This window comes from Streptomyces sp. NRRL S-455 (assembly GCF_000717875.1).
Classification (GTDB): domain Bacteria; phylum Actinomycetota; class Actinomycetes; order Streptomycetales; family Streptomycetaceae; genus Streptomyces.
The window spans coordinates 67,893-86,771 of sequence record NZ_JOCT01000015.1; the positions used below are offsets into that span (position 1 = coordinate 67,893).

The 18,879-nt window shown below is 69.2% G+C and carries 19 protein-coding genes; 13 read left to right on the top strand and 6 right to left on the bottom strand.

Annotation, left to right across the window (positions count from 1 at the left end):
- Positions 1-38 precede the first annotated feature (38 nt).
- The 6 genes from glmU (at position 39) to IE97_RS0120905 (ending at position 5,437) form a co-directional block, all read left to right on the top strand.
- Positions 39-1,487, top strand: a complete 1,449-nt coding sequence (glmU, locus tag IE97_RS0120880; RefSeq protein ID WP_078603323.1) for a bifunctional UDP-N-acetylglucosamine diphosphorylase/glucosamine-1-phosphate N-acetyltransferase GlmU — start codon at positions 39-41, stop codon at positions 1,485-1,487.
- A 129-nt stretch (positions 1,488-1,616) separates the two neighbouring features.
- Positions 1,617-2,597 (top strand): ribose-phosphate diphosphokinase, encoded by a 981-nt coding sequence (locus IE97_RS0120885; RefSeq protein ID WP_030242738.1) that lies wholly within the window; start codon positions 1,617-1,619, stop codon positions 2,595-2,597.
- A gap of 189 nt (positions 2,598-2,786) precedes the next feature.
- Positions 2,787-3,380: a 50S ribosomal protein L25/general stress protein Ctc gene (locus tag IE97_RS0120890; RefSeq protein ID WP_030242741.1), complete on the top strand. Its 594-nt coding sequence runs from the start codon at positions 2,787-2,789 to the stop codon at positions 3,378-3,380.
- 69 nt (positions 3,381-3,449) lie between these two features.
- Positions 3,450-4,052 (top strand): aminoacyl-tRNA hydrolase, encoded by a 603-nt coding sequence (gene pth, locus IE97_RS0120895; RefSeq protein ID WP_030242743.1) that lies wholly within the window; start codon positions 3,450-3,452, stop codon positions 4,050-4,052.
- Between the two features lie 54 nt (positions 4,053-4,106).
- Positions 4,107-4,598 (top strand): hypothetical protein, encoded by a 492-nt coding sequence (locus IE97_RS0120900; RefSeq protein ID WP_030242745.1) that lies wholly within the window; start codon positions 4,107-4,109, stop codon positions 4,596-4,598.
- A gap of 137 nt (positions 4,599-4,735) precedes the next feature.
- Entirely contained in the window at positions 4,736-5,437 is a 702-nt protein-coding gene (locus tag IE97_RS0120905; RefSeq protein ID WP_030242747.1) for an LPXTG cell wall anchor domain-containing protein, read from the top strand.
- 67 nt (positions 5,438-5,504) lie between these two features.
- Here the strand turns inward: IE97_RS0120905 and ppc are convergent, their stop codons facing one another.
- Entirely contained in the window at positions 5,505-8,237 is a 2,733-nt protein-coding gene (gene ppc / locus IE97_RS0120910; RefSeq protein WP_030242751.1) for a phosphoenolpyruvate carboxylase, read from the bottom strand.
- A 294-nt stretch (positions 8,238-8,531) separates the two neighbouring features.
- On the opposite strand from ppc, the gene IE97_RS0120915 reads away from it, so the two are divergent.
- The 4 genes from IE97_RS0120915 to IE97_RS0120930 are packed head-to-tail and all read left to right on the top strand — an operon-like array spanning position 8,532 to position 10,780.
- A complete protein-coding gene (locus tag IE97_RS0120915) occupies positions 8,532-9,551 on the top strand; it encodes an acyl-CoA desaturase (protein ID WP_030242753.1) in 1,020 nt (339 codons plus the stop codon).
- Positions 9,548-10,225 carry a TetR/AcrR family transcriptional regulator gene (locus IE97_RS0120920; RefSeq protein ID WP_030242755.1) on the top strand — a complete coding sequence of 226 codons (678 nt, stop codon included), beginning with the start codon at positions 9,548-9,550 and terminating at the stop codon, positions 10,223-10,225. The genes IE97_RS0120915 and IE97_RS0120920 overlap by 4 nt, the downstream gene beginning before the upstream one ends.
- Positions 10,226-10,283: 58 nt before the next feature.
- Complete coding sequence (locus tag IE97_RS0120925; RefSeq protein ID WP_030242759.1) at positions 10,284-10,535, top strand: type II toxin-antitoxin system Phd/YefM family antitoxin; 252 nt, start codon at positions 10,284-10,286, stop codon at positions 10,533-10,535.
- Entirely contained in the window at positions 10,532-10,780 is a 249-nt protein-coding gene (locus tag IE97_RS0120930; protein ID WP_030242763.1) for a type II toxin-antitoxin system RelE family toxin, read from the top strand. The genes IE97_RS0120925 and IE97_RS0120930 overlap by 4 nt, the downstream gene beginning before the upstream one ends.
- Before the next feature lie 7 nt (positions 10,781-10,787).
- Here the strand turns inward: IE97_RS0120930 and IE97_RS0120935 are convergent, their stop codons facing one another.
- Entirely contained in the window at positions 10,788-11,618 is an 831-nt protein-coding gene (locus tag IE97_RS0120935; RefSeq protein WP_030242766.1) for a trans-aconitate 2-methyltransferase, read from the bottom strand.
- A gap of 127 nt (positions 11,619-11,745) precedes the next feature.
- Here IE97_RS0120935 and tamR point away from each other — a divergent pair, with 127 nt between their 5' ends.
- On the top strand, positions 11,746-12,243 hold the full coding sequence (gene tamR / locus IE97_RS0120940; protein ID WP_030242768.1) for a MarR family transcriptional regulator TamR: 498 nt from the start codon (positions 11,746-11,748) through the stop codon (positions 12,241-12,243).
- Here tamR and IE97_RS0120945 read toward each other — a convergent pair.
- The gene (locus IE97_RS0120945; RefSeq protein WP_030242770.1) at positions 12,202-12,969 is read right to left on the bottom strand and encodes a LuxR C-terminal-related transcriptional regulator; all 768 of its coding nucleotides are present in this window, start codon (positions 12,967-12,969) and stop codon (positions 12,202-12,204) included. The genes tamR and IE97_RS0120945 overlap by 42 nt on opposite strands.
- 303 nt (positions 12,970-13,272) lie before the next feature.
- Here IE97_RS0120945 and IE97_RS0120950 point away from each other — a divergent pair, with 303 nt between their 5' ends.
- Positions 13,273-13,731 carry a GNAT family N-acetyltransferase gene (locus tag IE97_RS0120950; protein ID WP_030242771.1) on the top strand — a complete coding sequence of 153 codons (459 nt, stop codon included), beginning with the start codon at positions 13,273-13,275 and terminating at the stop codon, positions 13,729-13,731.
- Positions 13,732-13,775: 44 nt separating this feature from the next.
- Here IE97_RS0120950 and galK read toward each other — a convergent pair whose 3' ends face one another.
- The 3 genes from galK to galT are packed head-to-tail and all read right to left on the bottom strand — an operon-like array spanning position 13,776 to position 16,989.
- On the bottom strand, positions 13,776-14,942 hold the full coding sequence (gene galK, locus IE97_RS0120955; protein WP_030242772.1) for a galactokinase: 1,167 nt from the start codon (positions 14,940-14,942) through the stop codon (positions 13,776-13,778).
- Positions 14,943-14,968: 26 nt separating this feature from the next.
- A complete protein-coding gene (galE, locus tag IE97_RS0120960) occupies positions 14,969-15,931 on the bottom strand; it encodes a UDP-glucose 4-epimerase GalE (RefSeq protein ID WP_030242776.1) in 963 nt (320 codons plus the stop codon).
- Complete coding sequence (gene galT, locus IE97_RS0120965) at positions 15,928-16,989, bottom strand: galactose-1-phosphate uridylyltransferase (protein ID WP_030242779.1); 1,062 nt, start codon at positions 16,987-16,989, stop codon at positions 15,928-15,930. Before galT ends, galE begins: the two co-directional genes overlap by 4 nt.
- 164 nt (positions 16,990-17,153) lie before the next feature.
- On the opposite strand from galT, the gene IE97_RS0120970 reads away from it, so the two are divergent.
- Positions 17,154-18,851, top strand: coding sequence for a sodium:solute symporter family protein (locus IE97_RS0120970; protein WP_030242782.1), 1,698 nt, complete (start codon positions 17,154-17,156; stop codon positions 18,849-18,851).
- The last annotated feature ends 28 nt before the right edge of the window (positions 18,852-18,879 follow it).

Sequence of the window (18,879 nt, forward strand, 5' to 3'; positions counted from 1 at the left end):
GATGTCACCCCACCCCATCCACAGCCGAAGGGCATCCCGTGAGCGCCAACCGCCCGGCAGCCGTCGTCGTTCTTGCAGCGGGTGAGGGCACCCGCATGAAGTCGGCCACACCCAAGGTCCTGCACGAGCTCTGCGGTCGCAGTCTCGTGGGTCACGTACTCGCCGCCGCGGGTGAGCTGAACCCCGAGCACCTGGTCGTCGTGGTCGGCCACGCACGGGAGAAGGTCACCGCGCACCTCGGTGAGATCGCCCCTGACGTCCGTACCGCCGTGCAGGCCGAGCAGAACGGCACCGGGCACGCCGTACGGATGGGGCTGGAGGAGCTCGGCGGGTCCGTCGACGGGACGGTCGTCGTCGTGTGCGGGGACACTCCCCTGCTGACCGGCGCGACGCTGCAGGCCCTCGCCGCCACGCACTCGGCCGACGGCAACGCGGTCACCGTGCTGACCGCCGAGGTGCCGGACGCGACGGGATACGGCCGGATCGTGCGGGACGAGGCCACCGGCGCTGTGACCGCCATCGTGGAGCACAAGGACGCCACCGATGCCCAGCGGTCGATCCGGGAGATCAACTCGGGTGTGTTCGCGTTCGACGGTCAGCTGCTCGCCGACGCGCTGAAGAAGGTGCGGACGGACAACAGTCAGGGCGAGGAGTATCTGACCGACGTGCTCGGGATCCTGCGTGAGGCCGGGCACCGGGTCGGGGCCTCGGTGGCCGGCGACCACCGTGAGATCGCGGGGATCAACAACCGTGTGCAGCTCTCCGAGGCCCGCCGGATCCTGAACGACCGGCTGCTGACGGAGGCCATGCTGGCCGGTGTGACCGTGATCGATCCCGCGACCACCTGGGTCGACGTCGCCGTGACGTTCGAGCAGGACGTCGTCGTGCACCCGGGTACGCAGCTGCACGGTGCCACGCATCTCGCCGAGGGTGCGGAGGTGGGGCCCAGCTGCCGGCTGACCGATACTCGCGTGGGTGCGGGGGCGCGTGTGGACAACACGGTGGCCGTGAGTGCCGAGGTGGGTGCCGGGGCGAGTGTGGGGCCGTACGCGTATCTGCGTCCGGGGACGCGGCTCGGTGCCGGGGGCAAGATCGGGACGTACGTGGAGACGAAGAACGCCACGATCGGTGAGGGCACCAAGGTGCCGCATCTCTCCTACGTCGGGGACGCGACGATCGGTGAGCAGACGAACATCGGTGCGGCGAGTGTCTTCGTGAACTACGACGGTCAGGAGAAGCACCACACGACGATCGGTTCTCACTGCCGGACGGGTTCGGACAACATGTTTGTGGCGCCTGTCACGGTGGGGGACGGTGCTTACACGGCCGCCGGGTCGGTGATCACGAAGGATGTGCCGCCCGGTTCGCTGGCCGTGGCCCGTGGTCAGCAGCGGAATATCGCGGGTTGGGTGGCTCGGAAGCGTCCGGGGAGCGCGGCGGCGAAGGCGGCCGAGGCGGCTTCCCGGGAGTCGGCCGAGGAGGGCTGACCGGAAACCGGTGCCTCAAACACGGCGTACGGTGATAAGTGCATGCCCGCACCCCCACCAGCTGAGACAGCCTCTCGCAAGCCGGCTGAGAGGTCTTTCGAGCTGCGACACCTCTGAGGAGAAAGTGCTGTGACCGGGATCAAGACGACCGGCGAGAAGAAGTTGATGTTCTTCTCCGGCCGCGCCCACCCCGAGCTTGCCGAGGAGGTCGCCCAGCAGTTGGGTGTCGGGGTTGTCCCGACGAAGGCCTTCGACTTCGCGAACGGCGAGATCTATGTGCGTTATCAGGAGTCGGCGCGTGGCGCCGACTGCTTCCTGATCCAGAGCCACACGGCTCCTATCAATAAGTGGATCATGGAGCAGTTGATCATGATCGACGCGCTGAAGCGTGCGTCGGCCCGGTCCATCACGGTCATCGTGCCGTTCTACGGTTACGCGCGGCAGGACAAGAAGCACCGGGGGCGTGAACCGATCTCGGCGCGTCTGATCGCGGACATGATGAAGACCGCGGGTGCGGACCGGATTCTGACCGTGGATCTGCACACGGACCAGATTCAGGGCTTCTTCGACGGTCCGGTGGACCATCTGTTCGCGTTGCCGCTGCTGGCGGACTACGTGGGGCGGAAGGTGGACCGGGAGAAGCTGACGGTGGTGTCGCCGGACGCGGGCCGGGTGCGGGTGGCGGACCGTTGGTGTGACCGGCTGGGTGCGCCGCTGGCGATCGTGCACAAGCGCCGGGACAAGGATGTCGCGAATCAGGTCACCGTCCACGAGGTCGTGGGTGAGGTGAAGGGTCGCGTGTGTGTCCTGGTGGACGACATGATCGACACGGGTGGGACGATCTGTGCCGCGGCGGACGCGTTGTTCGCGCACGGTGCGGAGGACGTCATAGTGACGGCGACGCACGGTGTGCTGTCGGGTCCGGCTGCGGACCGGTTGAAGAACTCGCGGGTGAGTGAGTTCGTGTTCACGAACACGCTGCCGACGCCGTCGGAGCTGAGCCGGGATCTGGACAAGATTTCGGTGCTGTCGATCGCGCCGACGATCGCGAGTGCGGTGCGTGAGGTGTTCGAGGACGGTTCGGTGACGAGCCTGTTCGACGAGCAGTAGGGGTTCCTGGTGGGGCTTCTGTAGATCGTTTTGGGTGCGGCCTTCCTTGCCGAGTAGACTGCTGCAGTTGCTCGGCGAGGGAGGCCGTTTCCCGTTGTGGGATGCGGTGGTCCGTTATCGACGCGCTCTTCGTAGCAGGCCGTTCGTGGCCGGGTGACCACGTCCGTTTTCTGACTTCGAGGAGTGATCATGTCCGAGGTGAAGATCGCCGCCGAGACGCGCACCGAGTTCGGTAAGGGTGCCGCGCGCCGTATCCGTCGTGAGGACAAGGTTCCCGGCGTGCTGTACGGGCACGGTGAGCAGCCGGTGCACGTGACCCTGCCGGGTCACGCGCTGCTGATGGCGCTGCGTACCCCGAACGTGCTGATCGCGTTGGACATCGACGGCAAGTCGAACGAGCTGGCGATTCCGAAGGCCGTGCAGCGTGACCCGCTGAAGGGCTTCCTGGAGCACGTGGACCTGCTGCTGGTGAAGCGCGGCGAGCAGGTCAACGTCGACATCTACGTGCAGACCGAGGGTGAGCTGGCCCCGGGCGGCAACCTGCTGGAGCACGTGCTGAACGCGCTGCCGGTGCAGGCCGAGGCCACCCACATCCCCGAGTCGGTGACTGTCTCCGTCGAGGGTCTGTCGGCGGGTGACTCGATCCTCGCGAAGGACATCCCGCTGCCGAAGGGCACGACGCTGGCGGTCGAGGAGGACACGGTCGTTCTTCAGGTCCTGGCCGCGCAGGCCGAGGAGGCTGAGGGCGAGGAGGCCGCTGAGGAAGAGGCCGCCGAGGCCTGATCCTCTGCGTCGTCGTTTCGTCGGCCGCTGTTCCCGTGCGGGGCAGCGGCCGACGCGTATGAAGGAGACATGGACGTGACGACCGATGCCGCTGCTCCGTGGCTGATCGTGGGGCTGGGTAATCCGGGGGCGGAGTACGCGGGGAACCGGCACAACGTGGGTTTCATGGTGGCTGATCTGCTGGCGGGCCGGGTCGGGGGGAGGTTCAAGCGGGCCGGGCGGGCGCAGGCGCAGGTGGTCGAGGGGCGGATCGGGCCGCCGGGGCCGTTGAACCGGCGGGTGATCGTGGCGAAGCCGATGTCGTACATGAATCTGTCGGGTGGGCCGGTGAGCGCGTTGCGGGACTTCTACAAGGTGCCGGTGGCGCATGTGGTGGCGGTTCATGACGAGTTGGACATCGATTACGGGACGTTGCGACTGAAGCTGGGGGGCGGGGACAACGGGCACAACGGGTTGAAGTCGATGACGAAGGCGTTCGGGTCGGACTATCACCGGGTGCGGTTCGGGATCGGGCGTCCGCCGGGGCGGATGCCGGTGGCGGACTTCGTGCTGAGGGATTTCTCGTCGGCGGAGCGCAAGGAGCTGGACTACTTCGTGGACCGGGCGGCTGATGCGGTGGAGTGTCTGGTGATCGAAGGGCTGGAGCGGGCGCAGGGTACGTATAACTCCTGATTTGTCACCCGTCGAGGTTGACGGGTGGTTCAGGCATGGCCAATGATCCCGGCCATGCCTGCCCTCGCCATGTCCTCTCGTCAGGCCTCGTCCGTCGCGCTGCGGTTCGGGCGGTTCGTGGCGATGGGCACGGTCGCGGTGCTGATTCTGGTCGCGGGTGTGTGGGCGTCGTGGGGTACGGCGCAGCACGTGATGCTGACGAAGGGCCGGGAGCGGGGCGCGGTGGAGGTGGCGCGGTGTGGGGCGGAGACGTGCTGGGGCCGGTACGCGCCGTTGTCGGAGGGTTCGCAGCCGCGGGCGCGGGTGGTGCTGGAGAAGTCGGTCGCGGTGGAGCGGGGCCGGACCTACACGGTGGTGCTGAAGCCCGGGAGTGATGACGCGGTGCGTTCGGGGCCGGCGGGGGTCCTGTATTCGTGGATTCCGCTGGGTGGTGCGTTGTTGCTGGCGTCGGTCGTGGTGGCGGGTGGTTTGCTGCGGACGCGGGCGGCGTGGGTGATGGCGTTGTCGGGGGTGGCGTTGCTGACGGCCGCGTTCGTGACCGTCTGAGGGGTTTCCGCGTTCTCTCCTTTTGTGGAGGGACGAGTGTTGTGCGTTCGTGATTGACGTGTCGGCGGACGAGGCTGGATGCTGAGCCGCCCCCTCCACATCTTCTCGCTCACTTCTCGAAGATGGACGTACCGCCCATGCGCAACCTGTCCCGTTCCGGCGCTGTCTGCGCCGCCGCTTCCGCGGTTCTCCTGCTTGCTCCGGCCGCCCATGCGGCCCCTCCCGGTGACAACGGCACGGTCAAGATCCATGACGCCTCGACGGGCGAGGAGCTGCGCCGCAATGAGCCGCATGTGTGCACCTTCTACCTGGACGCTTTCGGTTTCGACGGCGGTCAGCAGGTCGACTGGCGTATCGATGCCATCCCTCCGAGTGAGAACAAGGGGGAGACCGTGAAGACCGGCGCGCTGGCGCTGGACGACGAGGGTCACGGCCGCAGCGAGGACCTGTCGCTGCCCGACGGGCACTACAAGCTGTTCTGGAAGTTCGACGGTGAGAAGGGCGCCGCCAAGCACAAGGTGTTCTGGACGGACTGCGAGGACGAGGAGGAGCCCAGTGCGACGCCGTCCGGGTCGGCTTCCGCTTCCGTGTCGCCTTCGTCAGGGGCGTCCGGGACGCCGTCCGGTGAGCCGGGGGTGTCGGCGTCGGCGAGTTCGCCGGCCGGCGGGGGTGTGTCGGCGTCCTCGTCGCCGTCCTCGTCGCCGCGGGGTGGTGCCGAGGGTGATCTCGCGGAGACGGGTAGCGGGGCTCCGGTGGGTCTGCTGTCCGGTGTGGCGGCGGCGCTGGTCGCGTTCGGTGGGTTCCTGGCGTTCCGTCGCCGCAGGCCGGGCCGCGGCTGACCCTGCATAACGGCCGTGCCCCCGAACCTGTACGGGTTCGGGGGCACGGTCGTGTCCGGGGAAGGGTTCAGCCGGTGTTGCGCAGGCCGGCTGCGACGCCGTTGACGGTGAGGAGCAGGGCGCGGGCGAGCAGCGGGTCGGGGGTCTGGCCTGCTGCGGCCGCGTCGCGCTGCCGCTTGAGCAGGGCGACCTGGAGGTAGGAGATGGGGTCGAGGTAGGCGTCGCGGATGGCGAAGGTCTGCTTGAGGGCGGGCGCGGCGTCCAGCAGTTCGTTCTCGCCGGTGACGCGGAGGACCTCGGTGACGGTCAGTTCGTGTTCGGTCTTGATGGTGTCGAAGACGTGCTTGAGCTCGTCGGGGACGAGGGTGTCGACGTAGTGCTGGGCGATCCGCAGGTCGGTCTTGGCGAGGGTCATCTCGACGTTGGAGATGAAGTTGCGGAAGAAGTGCCACTGCTGGTGCATCTCGTCGAGGACGGTGTCGAGGCCGGCTTCGCGCAGGGCCTTGAGGCCGGAGCCGACGCCGAACCAGCCGGGGACGATCTGCCGGGACTGGGTCCAGCCGAACACCCAGGGGATGGCGCGCAGGCCGTCGAGCGAGACGCCGGAGCCGGGGCGGCGGGAGGGCCGGGAGCCCAGGTGGAGGTCGGCGAGCTGGTCCACCGGTGTCGACGCGAGGAAGTACGTCGGCAGGTCGGGGTCCTCGACGAGGCGGCGGTAGGCGGCGTGGGCGGCGTCGGAGACGACGTCCATGGCGGCGTCCCAGCGGGCGAGGGCCTCGGTGGACTGGCGGGGTGCGGTGTGCAGGGCGGAGGCCTGGAGGGTGGCCGCGACGGTGAGTTCGAGGTTCTCCCGGGCCAGGGACGGGATGAGGTACTTGTCGGAGATGACCTCGCCCTGTTCGGTGACCTTGATCTCGCCTTCGAGGGTGCCCCAGGGCTGGGCGAGGATGGCGTCGTGGGTGGGGCCGCCGCCGCGGCCGACGGTGCCGCCGCGGCCGTGGAAGAGGCGGAGGCGGACGCCGTAGCGGTGGGCGACGTCGCGCAGGCGGCGCTGGGCGCGGTGGATCTCCCACTGGCTGGTGGTGATGCCGCCGAACTTGGAGGAGTCGGAGTAGCCGAGCATGACTTCCTGGACGTCGCCCCGGAGCGCGACGAGGCGCCGGTAGGACGGGTCGGAGAGCATGTCCTCGAGGATGGTGTCGGCGGCCTTGAGCTCGTCGGTGGTTTCCAGCAGCGGGACGATGCCGATCTTGGCCCAGCCGGCGTGGAGGTCGATGAGGCCGGCTTCGCGGGCGAGGACGGCGGCGGCGAAGACGTCGTCGGCGCCCTGGCACATGGAGATGATGTAGGACTCGATGACTTCGGGTCCGAAGACTTCGAGGGCCTTCTTCACGGTCTCGAAGACGCCGAGGGTCTTCTCGCCGGGCGCGTCGACGGGTGCGGGGGTGGGGGCGAGGGGCCTGCGGGACCTGAGTTCCTTGGCGAGGAGCTTGGCGCGGTAGTCGCGGGGCATGTCGGCGTAGCGCCAGGATTCCTCGCCGAGGCGGTCGAACAGCTGACCGAGGGCGTGGTGGTGGGCGTCGGCGTGTTCGCGGACGTCCATGGTGGCGAGCTGGAGGCCGAAGGCGGCGAGGGTGCGGATGGTGCGGGCGAGGCGGCCGTCGGCGAAGAGGCCGCCGCGGTGTTCGCGCAGGGAGGTCTGGATGACCCGCAGGTCGTTGATCAGTTCGCTGGTGCCGAGGTAGTCGCGGCCGGGCTGGTGTGCGGTGCCCTTGGCGAGGCGCTGCTTGGTGTTCTCCAGCTTCTGCCGGATGCAGGTGGCCTTGAGCCGGTAGGGCTCCTCGGCGTTGAGGCGCTTGTAGCGGGGGCTGATCTCGGGGAGGTTCTCCAGGTCGGCCTGGAGGGAGGTGAGCAGTTCCTCGGTGGCGCCGGCGTAGCGGATGGAGTTGGAGAGGAAGCCGCGGAGTTCGTCGATGGTCTCCAGGGCGTCGTTGATGCCGTGTTCGTGCTGGAGGATCAGGACGTCCCAGGTGACCTGGGGGGTGACGTTGGGGTTGCCGTCGCGGTCGCCGCCGATCCAGGTGCCGAAGGTGAGGGGGCGGGTGTCGTCGGGGAGCTTGACGCCGACGCGTTCCAGTTCGGCGGTGAGGTCTTCGAGGACGTCTCCGACGGCGCCGGCGTGGAGTTCGTCGAGGTAGTAGATGGCGTTGCGGGCCTCGTCGGCGGGCTCGGGGCGGACGACGCGGAGTTCGTCGGTCTGCCAGACGAGGTCGATGTTCTCGGCGAGGCGGATGTCGATGCGGCGGCGGTCGGACTCGATGACGGGGGTGTCGAGGAGTGCGGCGACGCGCCGGAGCTTGTTCAGGACGGACCGGCGTGCGGCTTCGGTGGGGTGGGCCGTGAAGACGGGGCGGACGTTGAGGTTGCGGACCGTCTCGCGCAGGTGTTCGGGGTCGGCGTCCTTGAGCCGGTCGGCCGTGCGGGTGAGGAGTCCGCCCTCGGCGGCGCGGCGGGCGCGCAGCTCGCGGCCGCGGTGGACCTGCTCGGTGACGTTGGCCAGGTGGAAGTAGGTGGAGAAGGCGCGGACCAGCTTGGCCGCGGTCTCCAGTTCGGTGCCGCGCAGCAGCTCGGCGGCGGCCTCGCCGTCCTCTCGGGTGAGGCGGCGGACCTTCTCGACGAGGTCCAGGAGCTCGGGGCCTTCCTGCCGGACGAGGGTCTCACCGAGGAGGTCACCCAGTCGGCGGATGTCGGCACGCAGCTCACTGCTCGTCGTCGTGGTCTGGTCGTCGGCACTGCTCACAGGTGCGGCTCCTTGCAGTGTTGAAGCTCGTCTGGGAGGGGAACCCGGACGGCGTCTCGCGCGGCGGGTGCCGCATGCGGGCCGGACATCCGGGAAGAAATCAGAGCGGACCGCGCTGTCCGACCGACTACAGGATAGGTGTCGACCCGGACGCGCAGGCTCGTGGGCTCTTGTCGCCGGGCGACGCGCTGACATACTTACGATGCCGTAGGTTACGGAACCGTAGGAACGTCCGATCGGTTCCTCGTGACCCGGCTACCCCTTCTCCATCCACATACCCCCCAGGGGACGCGTATGACCAGTAGTTCCGACGTGATCCAGGACGCCCCGAAGGCGCCCGATCAGGCCACCGACGCCGCAGCGGCACCCGCCACGCTGGGCGGCGAGCAGAAGCGGTCCATCGAACAGATCGCCCTCCTCCTCTTCATCACCGTCCCGTTCCTAGCGCTGCTGGCTGCCGTGCCGCTGGCGTGGGGCTGGGGCGTGAGCTGGCTGGACCTCGGTCTGCTGGTCTTCTTCTACTTCCTCGGGTGCCACGGCATCACGATCGGTTTCCACCGTCACTTCACGCACGGTTCCTTCAAGGCCAAGCGGCCTCTGAAGATCGCGCTGGCGATCGCGGGGTCGATGGCGGTCGAGGGTCCGCTGGTGCGCTGGGTGGCCGATCACCGCAAGCATCACAAGTTCTCCGACGCGGAGGGCGACCCGCACTCGCCGTGGCGGTTCGGCGAGACGCTCCCGGCCCTGATGAAGGGCCTGTGGTGGGCCCACATCGGATGGATGTTCGACGAGGAGCAGACGCCGCAGGACAAGTACGCCCCGGACCTGATCAAGGACAGGACGCTCCGCGCCATCTCCCGCCAGTTCGTCCTGTGGACGGTGGTGTCCCTCCTCCTCCCGGCGCTGATCGGCGGTCTGGTCACGATGTCCTGGTGGGGCGCGTTCACGGCGTTCTTCTGGGGTTCGCTCGTCCGGGTGGCTCTGCTGCACCACGTGACGTGGTCGATCAACTCGATCTGCCACGCGGTCGGCAAGCGCCCCTTCAAGTCGCGGGACCGTTCGGGCAACGTGTGGTGGCTGGCGGTCCTGTCCTGCGGCGAGTCCTGGCACAACCTGCACCACGCCGACCCGACGTCCGCGCGGCACGGCGTGATGCACGGCCAGCTCGATTCGAGCGCCCGCCTGATCCGCTGGTTCGAGATGCTGGGCTGGGCCTACGACGTGCGCTGGCCGTCACGCTCGCGTATCGATTCGCGCCGTAACACCGGGGAAGACGGCTCCCGGCACGGGAAGGAACCCGTCAAGGCGGCATGATGGTCGCTGTGGCGACCGACTCGAGCAGCACCCCCAGCAATGACAAGCCGCGGCGAGTGCGCCGCACCCGGATGACCGGTGCCGAGCGCCGCCAGCAGCTGCTGGAGATCGGTCGCACGCTCTTCGCGGCGAAGGGTTTCGAGGCCACGTCGGTGGAGGAGATCGCGGCGAAGGCCGGGGTCTCCAAACCGGTGGTCTACGAGCACTTCGGCGGCAAGGAGGGCCTGTACGCGGTGGTCGTGGACCGCGAGATGCGCCGCCTGCTGGACATGGTCACCAGCTCGCTCACCGCCGGTCACCCCCGCGAACTGTGCGAACAGGCCGCCTTCGCCCTGCTGGACTACATCGAGGAGTACACGGACGGTTTCCGCATCCTGGTCCGCGACTCCCCCATCCCCCAGTCGACCGGCTCCTTCGCCTCGTTGATCTCGGACATCGCCACCCAGGTGGAGGACATCCTGGGACGCGAGTTCAAGAGCCGCGGCTTCGACCCCAAGCTGGCCCCGCTGTACGCCCAGGCCCTGGTCGGCATGGTCGCGCTGACCGGCCAGTGGTGGCTGGACGTCCGCAAGCCGAAGAAGGCCGAGGTGGCCGCTCACCTGGTGAACCTGGCGTGGCACGGGCTGGACGGGCTGGAGGCGAAGCCGCATCTGATAGGGCGCCGCAAGAGCTGAAGCCAGTTGAAGCGTAAAGCTTTAAGTCACGAGATTAACCTTGTGGCATCATGCGCGCATGACTGAGATTCCGATCAGCTCCGCCCGTTCCCAGCTCGGCGACCTGGTCCGGCGCGCGGCCCACAGCCGCGAGACCATCGCCATCACCGACCACGGTCACGTGGCCGCGCTGCTCGTGTCTCCGCAGGTGATAGAGGATCTCGAAGACGCCCTGGCCATCGCGGACTATCAGCGGCGCAAGGCGGAGGGCACGCTCGGAGAGGGCATTCCGCACGAAGAGGTCGGACGCATGCTGGGGCTGCGTCCGTGACCTACCGCATCATCTGGGAGCCGAACGCCACGAACGCGGCGGTGCGCTTCCTCAAGGACGACCCGACCGGCCTCGCCGCCGTATACGAGGCCGTCGACGCACTCGCCGAAACTCCGCGTCCCGCCGCCTCCACCCCTTACGGCTGGGACTTCCGCCGACTCCGCGTCGGCGACTACCGCGTCCTCTACGCCATCGACGACGACGTGATCCACATCCTCGTCACCCACCTGGGCCGCACCACCTGACCACCGGTCACCCCCGTTTCGTCGCCACCGCGAACACCCGGCGGAACGGAAACGGGGTGCCGTGCGCCCCCGCCGGATAGGCCTCGCGCAGGGCGGTCCGGTACTCGGCGACAAAGCCGTCCCGCGCCTCGGGATCGTCGGCGAGGGCGTTCAGCACAGGCCGCAGCCCGGTCCCCTTCACCCAGTCGAGCACGGGGTCCTCGCCCTGGAGCAGATGGATGTACGTCGTCTCCCACACGTCGGCCGCGCAGCCGAGGGCCGTCAGCCGCTCGTGGTAGGCCTCGGGCGCGAGGACGGCGTCGGCATGGCGCAGGGTGCCGGCGAGCCGGTCGCGCCAGCGGGGCGACTCGGCGAGCTCGCGCATCAGCCGGTGGCTGGGGGCGTCGAAGTTCCCGGGCACCTGGAAGGCGAGGGCGCCGCCGGGTTTCAGCCCGGCCATCCAGTCGGCGAACCGCTCGGCGTGCCCCGGCACCCACTGGAGCGTGGCGTTGCTGACGATCAGGTCGAACGGCTCCTCGGGGGCCCACGTCCGCACGTCGGCGTGGGCGAAGTCGAGGCGCCCGCCACCGGCCGTCGGCCCCTCGTGATCCACATGGGCCTTGTCGAGCATCTCGGCCGAGTTGTCGTAGCCGGTGATGCGGGCGGTGGGCCACCGATCAGCGAGCAGCGTGGTGACGTTGCCGGGGCCGCACCCGAGGTCGGCGATGCGGGGATGGCCTGCGGGCGGCCGTGCGGGCAGGTCGGGGACGCGGGCGAGGAGGTCGGCGAAGGGGCGGGCGCGGTGGCCCGCGTGGCGCAGGTACTGGGCGGGGTCCCAGGTGGGGGCGGCTGCGGGCATGGGTCCTCCTGGTGTCCTGATGATGACCGTACGGGACGCGCACTCAGCGTGATCCGGCAAGTATCTCGATGTCAAGAATATGGACGTCAAGAGACTCTACGTCGACACAACCCTTACACTGATCGCCATGGAGGACGAGGTCGACCGGCTGGTCGCAGCATGGCGCCGGGAGCGCCCGGACCTCGACGTGGAACCGCTCGAGGTGCTCAGCCGAGTGAGCAGGCTGGCCCGGCATCTCGACCGGGCACGCCGGCTGGCCTTCTCGGAGCACGGCCTGGAGCCGTGGGAGTTCGACGTCCTGACCGCGCTGCGCCGCGCGGGCACGCCGTACCAGCTCTCGCCGGGACAGCTCCTCACCCAGACCCTGGTCACGTCGGGCACGATGACGAACCGCATCGACCGTCTGGCGAAGAAGGGCCTGGTGGAGCGCCTCCCCGACCCCAGCGACCGCAGGGGCGTCCTGGTCCGTCTGACGGACGAGGGCAGGGACCGCGCGGACCAGGCCCTGGCGGGTCTGCTGGACCAGGAGCGCGCGATCCTCGCGGAACTCTCCCGCGCCCAGCGGGGCGAACTGGCGGGGCTGCTACGCCAGCTGACCGCCCCGTTCGACAACATCCCCGGCTAGGTCGACGGGCCCGACCCCGGCCCGCCGGGCGAGGGCGACGGCGGCGAGGGTCGAGTGCACGCCGAGCTTGCCGAGAACGTTCTGCATGTGCGTCCGCACGGTGTGCGGCGACAGATACAGCCGCTCGGCGACGGCCTTCCTCCCCAGCCCCGCCACCATGCACCGCAGCACTTCCCGCTCCCGCGGCGTCAGCGACTCCACGAGCCGCTCGCTCTCGGTACGGTGCTTGCGCGCGGCGGTCAGCTCCCGCAGCACTCCGGTCAGCAGGGCGGGCGGCAGATGGGTCTCGTCCCGCAGCACCCCGCGGATCACGGTGAGCAGCCGGGACAGGGAACAGTCCTTGGCGACCCACCCGGAGGCCCCGGCCTGCAGGGCCAGCGCCGCCCGCCGGGGATCGTCCTTCTCCGCGAGCACGACGACCCGTACGTTCGGCTGTGCGGACCGCACCCCCGTGACGAGGGATATCCCGTCGACGAGCCCGTCCTCGTTGCCCTCTCGCACGGGTACGGCCGGCCGGGCGCCCGGCACCTTGCCGCCCAGGTCGGCGTCGACGAGCAGCACGTCGTACCGTCGCCCCTCGGCGACCGCACGCTCCAGGCTGCGCAGCGCGGCGGGGCCGCTGCCGGCCGCGGAGACGTCGACGTCGGGCTCGGCGGCCAGGGCTGCCGCGAGTGACTCGGCGAAGATGCGATGGTCGTCGACGACCAGGACTCGGATGCGAACCACGAAACCCCCTTCCCCGTGCTCACGTAGAGCAGGGGATACCCCATCGTCGGAAGTCGACACCGCGGGCACGACGCCGGAGTGCCCAGACCCGCGGCGTCTGTCCGTCCGTCCTCGCCGCAGCCTGACCGGGTCGCCGCAGCCGCACGGCCGCCGCCGCGCAGAAACCGCTACCCCCACCCCGGGCGTCGTACCCGGCTGTCTCGCCCCCTGATCGGCACCGGCCCCCACCGGTGCTGTTCATCAGAGTACGGCCGGGGGCCGGGAGCGGAAGGTTATTTGCAGAACTGACCGTCCTGCCCGTTTATGGTGTGCCGCATGTTCCGTCTTGAGACAGAAGTCGACAAGGCCCGACGTGATCTGCTCCGCACACGCCTGCGAGACACGAACACCGCCGCCTCTCCGGTCCTGCGCGCCCTGCGCGGAACACCCGCCGAGCGGGACGTGCCGTTGCACGTGTGGGCTGTGAACGACACGGACGACGACCTGGCGGGCGGCCTCGTCGGATACACCTGGGCGACGTGGCTCCATGTCACCTACCTGTGGGTCGACGAACGTCACCGCGGCAGGGGCCTCGGCGCGCATCTCCTGGCGGAGGCGGAACGCGTCGCGTCGGAGACCCGTGGCTGCCGCGCGGCCCGCCTGGAGACGTGGGAGTTCCAGGCACCGCGGTTCTACGAGAAGCAGGGGTACGAGGTGGTGTGCGCGATTCCCGACTACCCGCCGGGAATCACGGAGTACGCGCTGACGAAGCGGCTGGCCTGACCTGACGGTCGGAACTCGGCCGGCGCGTCCGCGGTGCTGTCGAGTCAGCGCACCCGGCGCGCCCCCGCCGAAGGCACCGCCTCGAAGACCCGTGGGGTCTTGAAGCCCGCCGCCGCGAAGGCCTCCGTCACCGCCTTGGTGATCGCGTCCACGTCCGTCTCCTCCGCCAGGACGATCGCCGAGCCGCCGAAGCCGCCGCCGGTCATGCGGGCGCCGAGGGCGCCGGAGGTGAGGGCGGTGTCGACGACCAGGTCGAGTTCGGGGCAGGAGATGCGGAAGTCGTCCCGGAGCGAGGCATGGCCCTCGACCAGGATCGGGCCGATCGCGCGGGTGTCGTCGCCCGACTCCAGCAGGGACACCACGCGTTCGACGCGCTCGTCCTCCGTGACCACGTGGCGGACCAGGCGGCGGACCTCCTCGTCGTCGCCGAGGCGGGCGAGGGCCGCGTCCAGGTCGTCGTAGGCGATGTCCCGGAGCGCGGTCACGCCCAGCAGGGCGGCGCCCTTCTCGCAGCCCGCGCGGCGCTTGCCGTACTCGCCCTCGCTGTGGGAGTGCTTGACCTGGGTGTCGACCACGAGGAGGCGCATGCCCTCGGCCGCCAGGTCGAAGGGGATCTGCTTCTGGGAGAGGTCGCGGGTGTCGAGGAACAGGGCGTGGCCCTGCTCGCAGCACGCCGACGCCGTCTGGTCCATGATGCCGACCGGGGCGCCGACGTAGACGTTCTCCGCACGCTGGCAGAGGCGGGCCAGTTGCCAGCCCCGCAGGCCGAGGGAGAAGAGGTCGTTCAGGGCCAGTGCGACCACGACCTCCAGGGCCGCGGACGACGACAGGCCCGCGCCCGAGGGGACCGTGGAGGACAGGTGGATGTCCGCGCCGGTGACGGCGTGGCCGGCCTCGCGCAGGGCCCAGACGACGCCCGCCGGGTACGCCGTCCAGTTCTTGTCCGACTCGGGGGACAGGTCGTCGAGGCGGAGTTCGCTCACCCCGCCGTCGACGTCCGCCGAGTGCAGGCGCAGTACGCCGTCCTCGCGGCGCGACACCGCCGCCACCGCCGTGTGCGGCAGGGCGAACGGCATGACGAAGCCGTCGTTGTAGTCGGTGTGTTCGCCGATGAGGTTGACGCGGCCCGGTGCCGCCCACACCCCGTGCGGCTCGGCGCCGTACAGCTCGCTGAACCGTGCGGCGACCGTCTCCGCCACAGCCTCGCTCATGCCTGTCCCCTGACCTTCCGTGCGTTCTAGTTGCCGCGCCGCTGCGCGAAGTCCCACGCGTCCGCGACGATTCCCGCGAGGTCCGCGCGGGACGGGTTCCAGCCCAGCTTCTCGCGGGCCGTGGCGGCCGATGCCACCAGGACCGCCGGGTCGCCGCCACGGCGGGGAGCGACCACTTCCGGGATCGGGTGGCCGGTCACGCGGCGGACGGTCTCGATGACCTCGCGGACCGAGAAGCCGTTGCCGTTGCCGAGGTTGCAGATGAGGTGCTCGCCGGGGGTGGCCGCCCTCAGGGCGAGCAGGTGGGCCTCGGCGAGGTCCGCGACGTGGATGTAGTCGCGTACGCAGGTGCCGTCCGGCGTGGGGTAGTCGTCGCCGAAGACGGAGATCGTCTCGCGCGTGCCCTGGGCGACCTGGAGGACGAGCGGGATCAGGTGGGACTCGGGGTCGTGGCGCTCGCCGTACTCGCCGTATGCCCCGGCCACGTTGAAGTAGCGGAGCGAGACCGCGCCGAGGCCGTGGGCCGCCGCCTCGCCGGTGATCATGTGGTCGACCGCGAGCTTGGAGGCGCCGTACGGGTTGGTCGGGGAGGTCGGCGCCGACTCGACGATCGGGACCTCCTCCGGCTCGCCGTAGGTCGCCGCCGTGGAGGAGAAGACGAGCGTGCGGACGTCCGCCTCGCGCATCGCCGCCAGCAGGGCCATGGTGCCGCCGACGTTGTTGTCCCAGTACTTCTCCGGCTTCACGACCGACTCGCCGACCTGTGAGAACGCGGCGAAGTGCAGGACGCCGTCGTACGAGGAGTCCAGCCATTTGGCGGCGTCACGGATGTCGCCCTCGATGAAGCCGGCGCCCTCCGGGACCCCCTCACGGAAACCCGTGGTGAGGTTGTCGAGGACGACGACCTCGTGGCCTGCCTCCAGCAGGTGCTGGGCGACGACGCTGCCGACGTAGCCCGCGCCGCCCGTCACCAGGTACTTCCCGCTCATGAACTCGCTACCTCTCGCAGTCGCTCGGCCGCGCGCTCCGGCGGCACGTCGTTGATGAACACGTTCATGCCGGACTCGGAACCCGCGAGAAACTTCAGCTTGCCGGAAGTGCGGCGAATGGTGAAAAGCTCGAGGTGGAGGGCGAAGTCCTCACGCACGACCCCGTCGAACTCCTCCAGCGCGCCGAACGGGGCCTGGTGCCAGGCCGCGATGTACGGCGTCGGGGGCTCACCTTCACCGAAGATCCGGTCGAAGCGCCTCAAGAGTTCCAGATATACCTTGGGGAATTCTGTGCGCGCGGCCTCGTCCAGGCCGAGCAGGTCGGGCACACGGCGCTTGGGGTACAGGTGGACCTCGTACGGCCAGTGCGCCGCATAGGGCACGAATGCCACCCAGTGTTCACCCTCCAGGATGACCCGCTCGTCGGCGAGTTCACGCTCCAGGACGGCGTCGAAGAGGTTCTCCCCGCCCGTCATCTCCTTGTGGGTCGCGACGGAACGGAGCATCAGCGCGGTGCGCGGGGTGGTGAAGGGGTAGGCGTAGATCTGCCCGTGCGGGTGCTGGAGGGTCACGCCGATCTCGGCACCCCGGTTCTCGAAGCAGAACACCTGCTCGACGGAGGGGAGGTGGGACAGCTCCGACGTGCGGTCCGTCCACGCCTCCAGCACCAGGCGTGCCTGCTCCTCGGAGAGACCGGCGAAGGACGCGTTGTGGTCGGACGTGAAGCAGACGACCTCACAGCGGCCCGAGTCGCCGGCCAGCGAGGGGAAACGGTTCTCGAAGACGACGACGTCGTACGACGAGTCCGGGATCTCGCTCAGCCGGTCACCCTCGGACGGGCACAGCGGGCACTCGTCGGCCGGCGGGTGGTAGGTGCGGCCCTGGCGGTGCGAGGCGATGGCGACGGAGTCGCCGAGCAGGGGGTCGCGGCGGATCTCGGACGTGGTGACGGTGCGGTCCAGCGGGCGGCGGTCGGCCGCGTCCCGCACGCTGTCGTCACGCAGGTCGTAGTAGATGAGCTCACGACCGTCGGCCAGCCGGGTCGAGGTCTTCTTCACGCCGGACTCCTCATCCTTCAAACATAACTCAACATATCAAAACATCACTCCCCTCAAGCGTCAACATCACAATCAAACAAAGAGCATCAGCAGACGTGTTCAGTCACTGAACGCGGAGGCGTAGATTCCGCGAGGTATCGGTTCGCGCGACAAAGCGAGGGCTCATGCACACCCCCACCGCTCCCACGGCCTCCACGTACCTGGCGGCCGAGCTGCGTCTCCCCACGAACTGGCTCGACTACACGATCCTCGGCATCTACTTCGTCGTCGTCCTCGGCATCGGCTTCGCCGCCCGGCGCTCGGTGAAGACCAGCCTCGACTTCTTCCTCTCCGGCCGCTCCCTGCCCGCCTGGGTCACCGGTCTCGCCTTCATCGCCGCCAACCTGGGCGCCACCGAGATCCTGGGCATGGCCGCCAACAGCGCGCAGTACGGCGTCTACACCACCCACTGGTACTGGATCGGCGCCATCCCGGCCATGGTCTTCCTCGGCCTGGTGATGATGCCCTTCTACTACGGCTCCAAGGTCCGCTCGGTCCCCGAGTTCCTGCTGCTGCGCTTCGACCGGGCGGCGCACCTGCTCAGCTCGGTCCTCTTCGCCTTCGCCGCCATCCTCATCGCCGGCGTCAACCTCTACGCCCTGGCCATCGTCGTCGAGGCGCTGCTGGGCTGGCCGGAATGGGTGGCGATCGTCGTCGCCGGCTTCTTCGTCCTCGCCTACATCACCCTCGGCGGCCTGTCCTCGGCCATCTACAACGAGGTCCTGCAGTTCTTCGTCATCCTGGCGGCGCTCATCCCCATCTCCGTCCTCGGCCTGAAGAAGGTCGGCGGCTGGGACGGCCTGTCCGACTCCCTCACCGAGAGCCGCGGCGCCGACTTCATGACCGCCTGGGGCGGCACGGGCATCGGCAGCGACAACCCGCTGGGCGCGAACTGGCTGACGATCGTCCTCGGCCTCGGTTTCGTCCTGTCCTTCGGCTACTGGACGACGAACTTCGCCGAGGTGCAGCGCGCCCTGTCCGCGAAGAACCTCTCGGCGGCGCAGCGGACCCCGCTCATCGCCGCGTTCCCGAAGATCTTCATCGTGTTCCTGGTGATGATCCCGGGCCTGGTCGCCGCGGTCCTGGTCCCGAAGATCGGCACCTCCGGCTCCGACCTGCAGTACAACGACGCCATCCCGTACCTGATGGAACAGCTCCTGCCCAACGGCGTGCTGGGCATCGCCGTGACCGGCCTTCTCGCGGCGTTCATGGCGGGCATGGCGGCGAACGTGTCGTCGTTCAACACGGTGTTCACGTCGGACATCTGGGCGAAGTACGTCGTCAGGGGCCGGCAGGACGCGTACTACGTGCGCTTCGGCCGCCTCATCACGGCGATCGGCGTCCTGGCCTCCATCGGCACGGCGTTCCTGGCGCGGTCCTTCTCGAACATCATGGCCTACCTGCAGACCCTGTTCTCCTTCTTCAACGTGCCGATGTTCGTCGTCTTCATCATCGGCATGTTCTGGAAGCGGGCGTCCATGAAGTCGGGCTTCTGGGGACTGCTCGTGGGCACCACCGCCGCGATGGTCAACTACTTCGTCCTCTACAAGCAGGACATCGTCGACATCCCCACCGACCAGGGCGCCAACTTCGTCTCGGCGATCGCCGGGTTCGTCGCCGGCGCGGTCGTCATGGTGGCGGTGTCGCTCTTCACCGCGCCGAAGCCGGAGGAGGAGCTGCAGGGGCTGGTGTACGGCACGACCTCGCCCGGCATGGCGGAGCCGCCGGCTCCCGGGGACGAGGCCTGGTACCGCAAACCGGCGCTGCTGGGCTGGGGCGCGGTCGTGCTGGCTGCGGCCTGCTACATCCCGTTCTCGTTCTGACCGTTCCCGCTCTTATCGAGGGAGGATT